This is a genomic window from Streptomyces sp. NPDC008139 (assembly GCF_042957025.1).
GTDB lineage: Bacteria > Actinomycetota > Actinomycetes > Streptomycetales > Streptomycetaceae > Actinacidiphila.
The window spans coordinates 220,545-233,364 of record NZ_JBIBHM010000002.1 but is presented as its reverse complement, the minus strand read 5'-3'; the positions used below and the strand labels follow the sequence as shown (position 1 = coordinate 233,364).

12 protein-coding genes are annotated in these 12,820 nt (G+C 72.1%); 5 read left to right on the top strand and 7 right to left on the bottom strand.

The genetic code is table 11. The features are described 5' to 3' along the window. The first annotated feature begins 33 nt into the window (after positions 1-33). Positions 34-1,434: an MFS transporter gene (locus tag ACFZBB_RS04895; RefSeq protein ID WP_391117878.1), complete on the top strand. Its 1,401-nt coding sequence runs from the start codon at positions 34-36 to the stop codon at positions 1,432-1,434. On the opposite strand, the gene ACFZBB_RS04890 is transcribed toward ACFZBB_RS04895, so the two are convergent. Further along, positions 1,374-2,174, bottom strand: a complete 801-nt coding sequence (locus tag ACFZBB_RS04890) for a fused MFS/spermidine synthase (protein WP_391118471.1) — start codon at positions 2,172-2,174, stop codon at positions 1,374-1,376. The two genes, ACFZBB_RS04895 and ACFZBB_RS04890, sit on opposite strands and share 61 nt — an antisense overlap. A 372-nt stretch (positions 2,175-2,546) precedes the next feature. Then, a complete protein-coding gene (tuf, locus tag ACFZBB_RS04885; RefSeq protein WP_391117876.1) occupies positions 2,547-3,734 on the bottom strand; it encodes an elongation factor Tu in 1,188 nt (395 codons plus the stop codon). A 528-nt stretch (positions 3,735-4,262) separates the two neighbouring features. Between tuf and ACFZBB_RS04880 the strand changes: the two genes are divergently transcribed. Together ACFZBB_RS04880 and ACFZBB_RS04875 are read left to right on the top strand one after the other, a co-directional pair. After that, complete coding sequence (locus ACFZBB_RS04880) at positions 4,263-5,498, top strand: MFS transporter (RefSeq protein WP_391117874.1); 1,236 nt, start codon at positions 4,263-4,265, stop codon at positions 5,496-5,498. Positions 5,499-5,665: 167 nt separating this feature from the next. After that, on the top strand, positions 5,666-6,469 hold the full coding sequence (locus ACFZBB_RS04875) for a VTT domain-containing protein (RefSeq protein WP_391117872.1): 804 nt from the start codon (positions 5,666-5,668) through the stop codon (positions 6,467-6,469). Here ACFZBB_RS04875 and ACFZBB_RS04870 read toward each other — a convergent pair. From ACFZBB_RS04870 to ACFZBB_RS04860, 3 genes are all read right to left on the bottom strand, one after another. Then, positions 6,426-7,037, bottom strand: a complete 612-nt coding sequence (locus ACFZBB_RS04870) for a flavin reductase (RefSeq protein ID WP_391117870.1) — start codon at positions 7,035-7,037, stop codon at positions 6,426-6,428. The two genes, ACFZBB_RS04875 and ACFZBB_RS04870, sit on opposite strands and share 44 nt — an antisense overlap. 129 nt (positions 7,038-7,166) lie before the next feature. Beyond that, complete coding sequence (locus ACFZBB_RS04865; RefSeq protein ID WP_391117868.1) at positions 7,167-7,556, bottom strand: PPOX class F420-dependent oxidoreductase; 390 nt, start codon at positions 7,554-7,556, stop codon at positions 7,167-7,169. A 266-nt stretch (positions 7,557-7,822) separates the two neighbouring features. Next, the gene (locus ACFZBB_RS04860; protein ID WP_391117866.1) at positions 7,823-8,548 is read right to left on the bottom strand and encodes a dienelactone hydrolase family protein; all 726 of its coding nucleotides are present in this window, start codon (positions 8,546-8,548) and stop codon (positions 7,823-7,825) included. A gap of 688 nt (positions 8,549-9,236) precedes the next feature. On the opposite strand from ACFZBB_RS04860, the gene ACFZBB_RS04855 reads away from it, so the two are divergent. Together ACFZBB_RS04855 and ACFZBB_RS04850 are read left to right on the top strand one after the other, a co-directional pair. Continuing rightward, positions 9,237-9,539 carry a metalloregulator ArsR/SmtB family transcription factor gene (locus ACFZBB_RS04855; RefSeq protein WP_355345514.1) on the top strand — a complete coding sequence of 101 codons (303 nt, stop codon included), beginning with the start codon at positions 9,237-9,239 and terminating at the stop codon, positions 9,537-9,539. Continuing rightward, on the top strand, positions 9,536-9,928 hold the full coding sequence (locus tag ACFZBB_RS04850) for a VOC family protein (protein ID WP_391117864.1): 393 nt from the start codon (positions 9,536-9,538) through the stop codon (positions 9,926-9,928). Before ACFZBB_RS04855 ends, ACFZBB_RS04850 begins: the two co-directional genes overlap by 4 nt. Before the next feature lie 17 nt (positions 9,929-9,945). Here ACFZBB_RS04850 and ACFZBB_RS04845 read toward each other — a convergent pair whose 3' ends face one another. Then, entirely contained in the window at positions 9,946-11,874 is a 1,929-nt protein-coding gene (locus ACFZBB_RS04845; protein ID WP_391117862.1) for a hypothetical protein, read from the bottom strand. After that, complete coding sequence (locus tag ACFZBB_RS04840; protein WP_391117860.1) at positions 11,871-12,818, bottom strand: protein phosphatase 2C domain-containing protein; 948 nt, start codon at positions 12,816-12,818, stop codon at positions 11,871-11,873. The genes ACFZBB_RS04845 and ACFZBB_RS04840 overlap by 4 nt, the downstream gene beginning before the upstream one ends. Positions 12,819-12,820 lie beyond the last annotated feature (2 nt).

The following is a 12,820-nucleotide window of genomic DNA, read 5'->3' as shown; positions in this document are numbered from 1 at the left end:
GAGAGGAAACGGACTGCGGGCATAGTCCCCCGGGTGACCTCGAACGACACGGCCCGCAGCGGCGGCCCCTGCGACGCCCGCCCGCCCGGTCCGCGCCGTCGGGACCCCAGGAGCCGCCTCCCGTCCTGGGCCGGACGGAATTTCCAACTGCTGGTCACCGCCTCGTTCATCACCAACCTCGGCAACTCCGGCGCGCTCATCGCCGCCGCCTACGCCGTCATCGAGTCCGGCGGCAGCGCCACCGGCGTCGGCCTAGTGGCCGCCGCCAGGACCCTGGCCATGGTGGTCTTCCTGCTGATCGGCGGCGCGGTCGCGGACCGTATCCCGCGCCAGCGGGTGATGGTGACGGCCAATCTCGTCAACGCGCTCTCGCAGGCCGCCTTCGCGGTGCTCGTCCTGGCCGGGCACGCCGCGCTGTGGCAGATGGCGGTGCTGACCGCGGTCGGCGGCGGCGCGCACGCCTTCTTCTCCCCCGCTTCCGAGGGCATGGTGCTCTCCACGGTCGAGTCCGCGCACGCGGGCAAGGCCTTCGCCGTCTTCCGGATGTCGATGAACGGCGCGACCATCGGCGGCGCGGCCGTCGGCGGCGCGCTCGTCGCCGCGTTCGGGCCCGGCTGGGTGCTGGCGATCGACGCGCTGGGCTTCGCCGCCGCTGCCGCCATGCGCTCCCGGCTGCACGTCGCCGCGGGCGACCGCCCGGCGCGGGCGTCCGGCATCGTCAGCGATCTGCGCGAGGGCTGGCGGGAGTTCGTCTCCCGTTCCTGGCTGTGGGGCATCGTCGTGCAGTTCGCCGTGGTCAACGCGGTGGTCGGCGCCGCCGAGGCGGTGTACGGGCCGCTGGTCGCCCGCGACCATCTCGGCGGCGCGGGACCCTGGGGCCTGGCCATGGCCGCCTTCGGTGTCGGCACGGTCGGCGGCGGCCTGCTGATGATGCGCTGGAAACCGCGCCGCATGCTGCTCGCGGGCACCCTCGGCGTCTTCCCCCTGGCCCTGCCGAGCGCCACGCTCGCCCTCGCCTCCCCGCTGTGGATCCTGGCCCTCGCCATGTTCATCACGGGCGTGGCCATCGAGGTCTTCGCGGTCGGCTGGATGCTCGCGCTGCACCAGGAGATCGCCGAGGACAAGATGTCGCGCGTGTCGGCGTACGACTGGTTCGGCTCGGTGGCGGTGACACCGATCGCCCTCGCCCTGGCCGGTCCCGCCGCCAGCCTCTTCGGCCGTACGCAGGCACTGTGGGGCTGCTCCGCGGTGGTCGTCCTGCTGACGGGCGCCGTGCTGACGCTGCCGGACGTACGACGGCTGGAACGGCGTACGGGCGGCGGGCACGGGGTGGTGGCGGGCAGCACCGTGGCGCACGCGGACGCCGCTCCCGCTCAGCCGACGGTGAAGGCGCCGTCCGGCGGGGTCGGCGACGGCGCGGCCGACGTGTCGTAGACCGGGCGGGCGCGGCCGGTGAAACGGTCGAGCGCGGCGCCGTGCACCACGCGGGCGGGGAAGGCGTCGGCGGCGCACAGCCGGGCGAGCGCGTCCACCGGGAGCGGCGCCGCGCTGGCCACGAGCACCGCGTTGCCGAAGCGACGGCCGCGCAGCACGCCCGGCTCGGCGAGCAGGCAGATCTCGGCGGGGGCGGGGAACACGGCACGGACCGTGGCCAGTTGGGACCGCAGAAAGGCGAAGGGGGCCGCGTCGGCGACGTTCGCGACGTAGACGCCGCCGGGGCGCAGGACGCGGCGCGCGGCGCGTACGAACTCCACCGACGTCAGGTGCGCGGGCACGCGCGCGCCGTTGAAGACATCCGCCACGACCGCGTCCGCACTCGCCTCGGCAGCCGTGGCCAGCCACGCGCGCGCGTCCGCCGTGTGCACCGTCACCGACGCGGGGTCGGCCAGCGGCAGATGCTCGGCGACCAGCGCGGCCAGCCGCCGGTCGGCCTCGACGACGTCCTGCCGCGACCCCGGCCGCGCCCACGCCAGCCACCGCGGCACCGTCATCCCGCCGCCCCCGAGATGCACGGCCGCCACCGGCTCCCCCGGCGCGCTCCCGGCCTCCAGCGCGTACGCGATCCGCCGCACGTACTCGAACTCCAGGCACTCCGGATCGTCCAGGTCCACATACGACTGCGGTGCCCCGTCCACCGTCAACAGCCAGCCCCGGGGCCGGTCCACGTCCGGCATCAGCCGGGCTTCCCCGAAGTCCACGGGGCGGATCACGGGGACCGCCTCGGGGGCGGGGGCCTCTTCTGGGGCGGTTGCCGGGTCGTCCGGGGTGTGGCTCACGGGGGCATTGTCCCAGGCGGGCGGTTTCCGTACGGGGGTGCGGGTGTCCGTACGGGCCGGGGGCCGCTGTCGTGGGATCGGGGCTATCGAGGGGGCGGGGGTGACGCGTTATCCGTACCGGCGCGTGCGTGGGGCCCCGCGCACGGCCCGGCCCCGCCGTCCCCCGGTTGTTCGGGGGGCGACGGGGCCGGGTTCTGTTGTGGCCGGGCCACGATGGGCCGAGCCCTCTTGCGGCCGGGCCTTGGTGGGCGGGGTCGCCGGGTGGGCGGCTCAGCCCACGGCGGTGACGGTGCCCGCGCCGACCGTGCGCCCGCCCTCGCGGATCGCGAAGCCGAGACCCGGCTCCAGCGGGAGCGGGCGGCCCAGCTCGACGCTGATGTCGGCGGTGTCGCCGGGCAGCGCCATGCCGCCCGGCCCCCCGAAGTCGACGTCGCCGACCACGTCCGCGGTGCGGATGTAGAACTGCGGCCGGTAGCCGGTGGAGACCGGCGTGTGCCGGCCGCCCTCGGCTGCGGGCACCATGAAGACCGTCGCCGTGAACCGCGCATGGGTGGCCACGCTGTCCGGCGCCGCGACGATGTCGCCGCGCCGCACCTGGGCGCGCTGCACACCGCGCAGCAGCAGCGCCACGTTGTCACCCGCCTGCGCGGACTCCATCGGCTTACCGAAGGTCTCCAGACCGGTCACCACACTCACCAGCGGCCCGTCGCCGTGCCCCTCGCCGTACACCTCGACGCGGTCGCCCGGCCGCACGGTCCCTCGCTCGACCGCGCCCGTCACGACGGTGCCGCGCCCGGTGATGGTGAGCACGTTCTCCACCGACAGCAGGAACGGCGCCTCGGTGTAGCGCACCGGGACCGGCACGTGCGTGTCGACCGCGTCGAGCAGCGCCTCGATCGCGGCGGTCCACCGCGGGTCGCCGTCGAGCGCGCGCAGCCCGGAGACGCGCACGACGGGCAGCGTGTCGCCCGGGTACCCGTGAGCGGTGAGCAGTTCGCGCACCTCCAGCTCGACCAGGTCGGCCAGCTCCGGGTCCCCCGCGTCCGCCTTGTTCAGCGCGACGACGATGTGCCGGACACCGACCTGCTTGGCGAGCAGGACGTGCTCCGCGGTCTGCGGCATCACGCCGTCGAGCGCGGAGACGACCAGGATCGCGCCGTCGAGCTGCGCGGCGCCGGTGATCATGTTCTTCACGTAGTCGGCGTGCCCCGGCATGTCCACGTGCGCGTAGTGCCGGGTGTCGGTCTCGTACTCGACGTGCGCGATGGTGATGGTGATCCCGCGGGCCGCCTCCTCCGGGGCCCGGTCGATCCGGTCGAACGGCACGAAGGTGCCGGTCCCGCGGTCGGCCAGGACCTTGGTGATGGCGGCGGTGAGGGTGGTCTTGCCGTGGTCGACGTGACCCATGGTGCCGATGTTGAGGTGTGGCTTGGTGCGCACGTAATTCTGCTTGGACATGACGGACGTCGTCTCTTCTCTTCCTCTGACGGAGTTGTCTGACGCGGCCGGACCCCATGAGCCGGACCGACCCTCCCCCTGTGGGGTCCGCCGGATGACTGTCCGGGGAGGGTCAGCGTCGTGCGCCGTCGAAGAAGGTGTCCCGTGCGCTCCGGGCAGCCTTCGTCGGCGCGACCGCTGCTGCGGTGGCGTCTGCGAGGAAGGTGAGCCGGAACATGCGGTGATCATCCCTGCCGGGTCGGTGGTACGTCCAAAGGTTTTCCGTCGTCTCCCGGCGAGGCGTGGCGTGATGGTCGACACGACTTCACCCGGTGGTGACGTATGCGAAGCAACCGCGTGCGAGAATTTGTTCCGCGAAGGAACTTAGAAGGTGGCGGGCACCGCCGCGAGTCCGAGCGCGGCGGTACGCACCCGGCACTCACGATTGCTGCCCGCACGAACCCGGCGTGCACGAACCCTCCCCGTACGAACCCGGCGCCCGCGGGCCCCGAACCCCGAACCCCGAACACTTCAGAAGGATGCTGCTCCATGCCCCTGGCCATACTCGCTCTGGCGATGAGCGCCTTCGGCATCGGCACGACCGAATTCGTGATGATGGGCCTGTTGCCCAACGTCGCTGACGACCTGGGCACATCGGTGCCCACCGCGGGCTATCTCGTCTCCGCCTACGCCCTCGGCGTCGTGCTCGGCGCGCCCCTGCTCACCGCGCTCGGCTCCCGCGTCCCACGCAAGCGGATGCTCCTGCTGCTGATGGCGCTCTTCACGCTCGGCAACGCGGCCTCCGCCGTGGCCCCCGGCTACAGCACCCTGCTCGTGGGCCGCTTCCTGGCGGGCCTGCCGCACGGCGCCTTCTTCGGTGTCGGCGCCGTCGTCGCGGCCCGGATGGTGAGCGAGGACCGCAGGGCGCGGGCGGTGGCCGCGATGTTCCTCGGCCTGACGATCGCCAACATCGTCGGCGTACCGGCCGCGACCGCGCTCGGCCAGAGTCTCGGCTGGCGCGCGACCTTCCTCGTGGTGTCCGTGATCGGCCTGATCGCGCTGGGCTCGCTCGCGCTGCTGATCCCGCGTCTGCCCACCGACGAACACGTGGGCGTGGCCCAGGAGTTCCGCGCCCTGCGCGAGCCGCAGGTGCTGCTCGGCCTGCTCACCGCCGTGTTCGGCTTCGCCGGGATCTTCGCCGTCTACAGCTATCTCGCGTCGATGATGACCGAGGTCACCGGCTTCGCCGACTCCTCCGTCACGTGGCTGCTCGCCCTCTTCGGCGTCGGCATGACGCTGGGCACGCTCGCCGCAGGCCCCCTCACCGACCGGGCCCTGCGGCCGACGCTGTATTTCTCGCTCGGCGCCCTGGCCGTCGTCCTCTTCGGCTTCCACTACGCGGCCGAGTCCAAGGTCGCCGCCCCGATCGCGGTGGTCGTGCTCGGCGCTGTCGGCTTCCTCACCACCACGCCGATCCAGATGCTGGTCATGAACAAGGCCCGCCAGGCCCCGACCCTGGCCTCCGCCTCCAACCACTCCGCCTTCAACCTCGCCAACGCCGGCGGCGCCTGGCTCGGCGGCGTCGCCATCTCCGTCGGCTGGGGCTGGACCTCCCCCGCCCTGGTCGGCGCGGTCCTCGCCGCCGCCGGACTCGGCATCGCCGTGACCGCCGGCGTCCTCGACCGCCGCTCGCCCCACGCCGCCTCCCCTGTCGTCACCGGCAGCGGCCCGCAGCTTCAGAAGGCGGAGGGCGACGGGGAGTTGACGGTGGCGGACACGGTGTGACGCGGGGGCCGCGCGGTCCGACGGTCTTCCGCCGGACTCCGCCCTCGGCCCGTACGGCGTGCGCCACGCACCCGTCCCCGGCCGTAGGACGTGTCGCCGCGCCCCGCCCCCGCCGTGGGGCATCCCGACAGGCGCCATCTGCCGCCCGTCTCGATTACGCTGCCTGAATGCTCGACCGCTTCCCGCGAGTCCCGGTCTCCGCTCCGTACGGGGCGGCCGTCCGTTTTTCGCGCGTGCTGCTCTCCCCGTGGGCGCGATTCGCGCTGCTGATCCTGCTGTTGGCGGGCGCGGGGGCCGCCGTACTGGCGTGGCAGCCGCAGCATCTGCTGACGCACGGCCTGCCGCGTACGTCGGGCACGACGGCGGTCGTCCTCTTCGCGCTCGCGTACGGCGTGTGCACCGTCGCGTTTGTCCCGCGACCGCTGCTCAACGCCGCCGCCGGGGCGCTCTACGGCATCCACGCCGGGCTGCCCGCCGCCATAGCCGGGACGGTGCTGGGCGCGGGTCTCGCGTTTCTGCTCGGGCGGCTGCTCGGCCGTGACGCCGTCCGGCCCTTCCTGCGCGGGCGGGTCGTGCTCTCGCTCGACCGGCAGCTCAGCAAGCACGGCTTCCGCAGCACACTGGCGCTGCGGCTCTTCCCCGGTGTGCCCTTCGCCGCCGCCAACTACGCGGCGGCCGTCTCCCGTATCCGGCTGCTGCCCTTCCTCACCGCCACGGCGGCGGGCAGCGCGGCGAACACCGCCGCCTACGTGGTCGCGGGCAGTCGCGCCGCCTCCCCGACCTCGCCGGTCTTCCTGCTGGCCCTCGGGTTCCTGGGCGTCACGGGTGTGGCGGCGGCCATGGTGGCCCGCCGCACCCGCTCGGCGCGTGCGGCCGACCCGGATTCCGCCGAGCCCCTGGACTCCTCCCAGACGGTCGCCGAAGCGGTCACATCCCCGGGCCGGACCAGTCCGCCAGCGGAATCCGCTTGATCTCCAGGATCTCGCCGAGCGTCCCCCACTCGTCCTTGCCCAGCCGTGACAGCGGGCGCAGTTTCCGTACGTCCGGGTGCCCGTCGTCCAGCACGGCCTCCGACACAGCCGCGTGCACGACCCGCCCGAACACCACCGTCGAGTCCCCCAGCCGGACCGTGCTGTGCAGCTCGCACTCCAGCGCCACCGGCGAGGCCGCCACCCGCGGCGGCTTCACCCTCAGGCTCGGCTCCCGCGCGATCCCCACCGCGTCGAACTCACTCGTCCCCCGCGGGAAATCCGTCGCCGTCGCGTTGATCTGCTCGAACAGATGCTCCGGCGCCAGGCTCACCACGAACTGCCCGGTCTCCTCGATGTTCCGCACCGAGTCCTTCCGCCCCACCGACGTGAACTGCACCACCGGCGGACTCACGCACGCCACCGTGAAGAAGCTGTGCGGTGCCAGATTGTCCGTTCCCGCCGCCGACGTCGTCGACACCCAGGCGATCGGCCGGGGTACAACGACCGAGGTCAGAAGCTTGTAGAAGACGTTCCGTTCAACCTGGCCGGGATCAATGTCGATGCGCATGGTCCTCAGTATCCATGCGCCCCCCACCGATCCCCACGCCGGACCGCGACACCACCCAACCCCAACTCCTCCGCCGACCGCCTCGGCGACGTCGGGATTGCGTTGGTGGGCGGCGACGCCGCCGCACGGTCAGGCGAGGGTGATCCGGATGCCGACGGTGCCGTCCAGGCCCCGGCGCAGGCGGCTGCCCAGGAGGGTGAGTCTTCCGGTCAACCCGTACTTGCGGGCCAGGAGACGGCGGTAGTGCTGGGTCTGCTCGCCGGTGAGGATCTCCGCCCGTCCTGGGACGGGCTCGCCCGAGGGGTTGCCGCGAATGTCGCAGGCGGACACCAGGACGTCGGCGCGGTTGCGGATCCTCTTGACCTTGCCGGAATCGGCGACCGTCCAGATACCGAGGGCATCACCGTCCTGGATCACCCACACCGGGGTCGGAACCTCTGTGCCGTCCCGACGGAAGGTGGTGACCCGGACGTACTTGCCCGATGTCAGCCGCTCAAGGTCCGTTTGACCATCTGTCATGGCGGAAGGGTACGTCACGGCTTGATGGAGCCTCCCTCTGCGTGCCCGGCATGGGCTTGAGCAGAAGGCCAGGTCGTTGGTGCGAGACCGGAGTTGGGTGATCGTCGGCCGTGCGGTGGTGACGTGCTGCCTCCGTCCAACGGCGGAGTGCATCTGTGGAGTTGGTGTCTTCGTAGCGAATCCGAGCGCGGTGATGTCCTGCAAACCGGAGCTGGTGGCGATCTACCGGCCTGGTTCGCGGCCCGGAAGCGCGGTTGCTGATCAGATCATTCCGTTACGGGCAGGCACTCGGTGAGCAGGTCGATGACGTCGCGCCAGGCGCGCTGTGCGTGCTGTGGGTGGTGCCCGACGCCGGGGACCATGGGGTGGTCCACCGGCGGGTGGTGGAAGGCGTGGAGGGCGCCGCCGTAGACCACGAGGCGCCAGTCGACGCCCGCGGCTTGCATCTCGGCGGTGAACGCGTTCCGTTGCGCGGGCGGCATGATCGGGTCTTCCGACCCGACTCCGGCCCACACCGGGCAGCGGATGCGCGCTGCCTCGCCCGGCCGGCCGGTGGTCGTCGCGTTGACGGTGCCGATGGCGCGCAGGTTGGCGCCGTCGCGCCCGAGTTCCAGCCCGATGGCGCCGCCGGTGCCATAGCCGATGGCGGCGATCCGATCGGGGTCGGTGCGCGGTTCGGCGCGCAGCACGTCCAGCGCCGCGTGGCCGATCTCCCGCATCCGGTCCGGGTCGGCGAGCAGCGGCAGGCAACGGGCTAGCATCTCCTCGGGGTCCCCCAGATAGCGCCCGCCGTGCAGGTCGAAGGCCAGCGCCACATATCCCAGCTCGGCGAGAGCATCCGCCCGGCGGCGCTCGACATCGCTGAGCCCCATGCCCTCAGGACCGAGCAGCACCGCGGGCCGGCGGTCGGCACCGGCCGGGAGCGCGAGGTGCCCGACCATCGTCAAACCGTCAGCCGGATACTCGACCGTACGCGTCGTAACCGTCGTCATACGACTGGACCGTAACGGCCGTCGAGCCCGGTCGGGCCGCTGTTCTCCGGCGGCAGAACAGAAACATCCGCGGACACCTCACGCCCGCCAGGCCCGAGTTCCCGAGTCATCGGCAGACCTGGCAGGTCCTGGTAGATGACGAACAAGCCGAGCTTGTCGTTTAGCGGCGCCCGGTGCGGGCGCATCGTTTGTCGCCGACGTCCTCGCCGCCGCGACCGCGGTCCTGCCGGGCACCGCCGCAGCCGCCCAGAACCCCGTCTACACCTGTCAGAACACCCTGGTCGATGACGCCAACCGCGTGACGGGCGACGGCTGCACCGGCGGCCCTGCCGGATACGAGGGCCCCGGCACCGTCAAGGACGCCGACGGCGACATCGTCCGGAAAAGCGCCCTCCTCGGCTCCGCCGCCGACACCGGACAGCCCGGCAAGCTGATCGTCGTCGGGTCGTTCGCCCGCGAAGAGCCCGACGCCCCTACGGTGCCTGACCGGACCGCCGGGGACGGCGGACGAAACGCCCTCCGCAGCCGGACCGCCCGGCAGGTTACCGGCGATTGCCGGAACAGCTCCGAGCGGACGTTTTGGCGAGGTTCACGCCGCAGTCGGGTCCGTGATCACCGCCTGGTCATCGACGGTTCTGCGGTGCGCCTCGGCTTGATAGGCAAGTGGGAACTTGCCTATCATGGGGGCGTGGCCGATGACCTGTTCAAAGCCCTGGCCGACCCCACCCGCCGCACGATCCTCGACGAGCTCGCGGAGAAGTCAGGACAGACGCTGTTCGAGATCTGCTCGCGGCTGGCGATGAAGCATCGGCTCGGGCTCTCGCGTCAGGGGGTCTCGCAGCACCTCGCCGTGCTGGAGGCGGCCGGGCTCGTCGAGACCCGGCGGGAGGGCCGCTACAAGTTCCACGACCTGAACACCGACCCGCTGCGGCAGATCACCGAGCGCTGGCCTGTTCGCGGCACGTCCGGACCGACGGAGAGCACCCCATGAAGATCCATCTGACCAGTGTGTTCGTCGACGACCAGGCCAAGGCCCTGGCCTTCTACACGGACGTCCTCGGCTTCGTGAAGAAGTACGACGTGCCGGTGGGCGAGAAGGACCGGTGGCTGACCGTCGTCTCGCCCGACGAGCCCGGCGGGACCGAACTCCTCCTGGAGCCCGCCGGCCACCCGGCCGTCACGCCCTACCGCGACGCGCTCTTCGAGGACGGCATCCCGCTCGCCCAGTTCGCCGTCAGCGACGTGAAGGCGGAGTACGAGCGCCTGTCCGGCCTCGGCGTCCGTTTCACTCAGGAGCCGCTGGAAATGGGCCCCGTGACCACCGCCGTCTTCGACGACACCTGCGGCAACCTCATCCAGATCGCGACCCAGCCCCAGTAACCGCTCGCCCCGCGAACCTACTTCGGTCTCCAGCACACGGTGTAGGCGAGGGCCGGGTAGTCCGGGGGTTCCCAGGTGGTCCAGCCGTCGTGGCCGCAGAAGGCGCCGGCGTTGTAGCGGCTGGTGCGGCCGGTGACCACGACGTTGGAGGAGGCGCAGGAGCCGACGTTGGTGAAGGTCGCGTGGCCGTCCGCACCGGATTTCAGGAGGCATTCGCGCTGCGTCGCGTATCCGGCGTCGTCGGGGTAGTTCATGGACAGGCAGAGCAGTACGTCGAGTCCTGAGTTGCCCGCGACGCCGAAGCGCTTCCATTCGTTGTAGTGCTGCCAGGAGTCGCACTTCGAGTCGTTGGTGGTGCCTCGGTAGGTGGCCAGGACCTTGAAGTTGCCGGTCTGGCAGGTCTGGGTGCTCCAGGAGCCGCCGGAGTTGGCGCCGTAGACGCAGTCGCCCTGCCGCGCGTGGAAGGCGGTGCCGCCGGGGCTCTGATAACTCAGGCACAGCACACGGTTGTTGACCGCCGAGGACACGCTTTCGTCGTTGTCGGTGACGTCGTCGCAGCGGGACAGGTCGGTGGTGCCGTCGTAGATGCTCACGACCTTGAACGCCCCGTCGCCGCAGTCGGTCGCGACCAGGTCGGCCCGTTTGGTGGTCCCGTGGTCGTAGAAGCAGGACCCGACCTCGGCTGCGGCGATGTCGTCGGGCGGCGGGGACGCCGATGTGGTCACGGGATCGGAGTCCGTGAGGCCGGAATCCGTGGGGCCGGGATCGCTGTCCGTGGTGTCCGTGGGGTCGGGGACGGTGAACGTCGGGTCGGTGAAGGTGGGGTAGGGCGCGGTCGCGGAGGTCGACCCGACCGGGGCGGCCGTATCGGAGTCGGCGTGATGGGAGTGTGTGACGCCGAGACCGATCAGTCCGACGAGTACGACGGCGGCCACGCTCGCGGCGACGAGCGCTCCTGTTCTGGTTGTGGTGGTGGTGGTCGGTGCCCCGCCGGGAGCGGCCCCCGCAGGCAGCGGACGGCCCGACTGGCGCGGGGTCGGCCGACCGGGCGCGGAAGCCGGGGCCGTCGACGCCGTCGTGACGGCGGCCGCGAGGTTCTCCGCCCACAGAGCGGGAGTCGGACGACGCCTCGGGTCGGGATCGAGGCTGCTCCGGGCGAGGTCGGCGAGTGCCGGGCTGACGGGGGTCAGCACGGCGGGGTCCTTGGCGGTCTGGTCGCGGGCGATGAGGCGTACGGCGAGCAGGGCGAGTTTGTAGACGTCGCCGGCCGCCGTCGCCTTCTCCTCCCCGTCGGGGACCTGCCAGTCGGGGGTCTCGGCCTGCGGGAGGACGCTGGTGCCGCGAAGGCGCATGGCGTCGGCGTCGATCAGGAAGCACTCGGGGTGCGGTGCCTTGGTGAACAGCAGGTTCTTCGGTGACAGGTCTCCTACGGTGATGCCGAGGCGGTGCAGTCGGCTGAGGGTCGTGGCGAGGTCGCCCAGGAGGGCGAGACGGTCCCTGTCGCTGATGGTCAGGCCGATACCGGACACGTAGGCGTCGTCGTTGAGGAGGTACTCCACGGTGGCGAGCCGTCGCGTACCGGCCGCCCCGTTGAGGCTCCGGAACGCGAACCGGAAGCGGTCGGGAACGGCGCGCATGAGGAACCCGCAGGTGTGCCCGTGGCGTTGGACCACGGCCGCGGGCCAGGCCGTCCTCTCGCACAGCCACTTCCCGTCCGCCGCGCTCAACTCGCCGATCAGGTCGGCTCTCGCGGCGAGCGCGTCGGCGCGCAGGGCGGGCAGTACGGCGAGGCCGTACTCCTTGTAGACCACGTCCCAGCCGCCGCCCGCCGCCTCGTTGATCCTCCGGTTGGTGACCTCGTGGACCGTGCCCTGGCCGCCCTGGCCCAACTGGGCGCCCAGAGAGAGCCTGTTGTGATCGACCGCGGGGGTGCGCGGGGCGTTCACCCCTGTCCCCCGGGCGCCGTGGGCCAGACCGTCAGCAGGGTCCGGTCGTCGTCGAAGGTCTCCCGGGAGAAGTCCAGCAGGTGCGCGAGCCACAAGGGCGACGGCGGGTTCGTCAGGTGCCGGGCGAAGAGGGAGCCGACCTGGCCGTCACCGTCGCCGAGCGGGTCGGCGAAACCGTCGGTCGCGATCACCAGCGCCTCACTCGGCGACAGGCGTCTGCTGGTCCGTTCCAGCGGGTCGGGCACATGGGGCAGGGGCGACACCGTGCCGGACACCAGGAGGGTGTCCGTTCCCGTCTTGGTGGGGAAGAGCGGCAGGTACTGTCCGCGCGAGCGGTCCAGGGCCCACGCTCCGGAGTCCCCGATGCGGCACAGCTCGACCAGCGGGCCTTCGGGGCGGGGGCGGACCACCCCGGCCACGAGCGTCGTCGCGTACAGATCGGCCACCTCGCTGAACTCCGGGTTCCGTCCGCCGAGCCGCCAACGGGCCAGTTCACAGAGCCGGTCGGCCGCGTGGCAGGCCACGTCCCGCAGGTCGACGGGGCCTGCCGCGCCGTCGAGCAGATGGAGCGTGCGCTCAACTGCGGCCCGGCAGGCCGCGATCGCTCCTTGCTCGGAGTCGGACGCGCTGGAGACGCCGTCGGCGACCGCGAAGACGACGCTGCCGGTGGCGGCGTGCACGGCCGCGCGTGCGGCGTCCTGACGCGGCTGCCGGTAGTAGCGGTGCTTGGCGCCCCGAACCGAGGCGTACCGCATGGCCAGTTCGCCCGTCGACCAGCCGTCGCATTCGGTGTCGGGGAAGTCGAAGTCGTACTGGCCGGGAGGCAATGCCTCGAATTCCGGCCCCGGCGTGCCGACCGTGATCCGCTGCCAGGGCGGCGTCGACCGCGCCGGAGCCGATACGTCCGGTGTCCCGGCGGACAAGAGTCCGTCGTTGGGGTTCACGG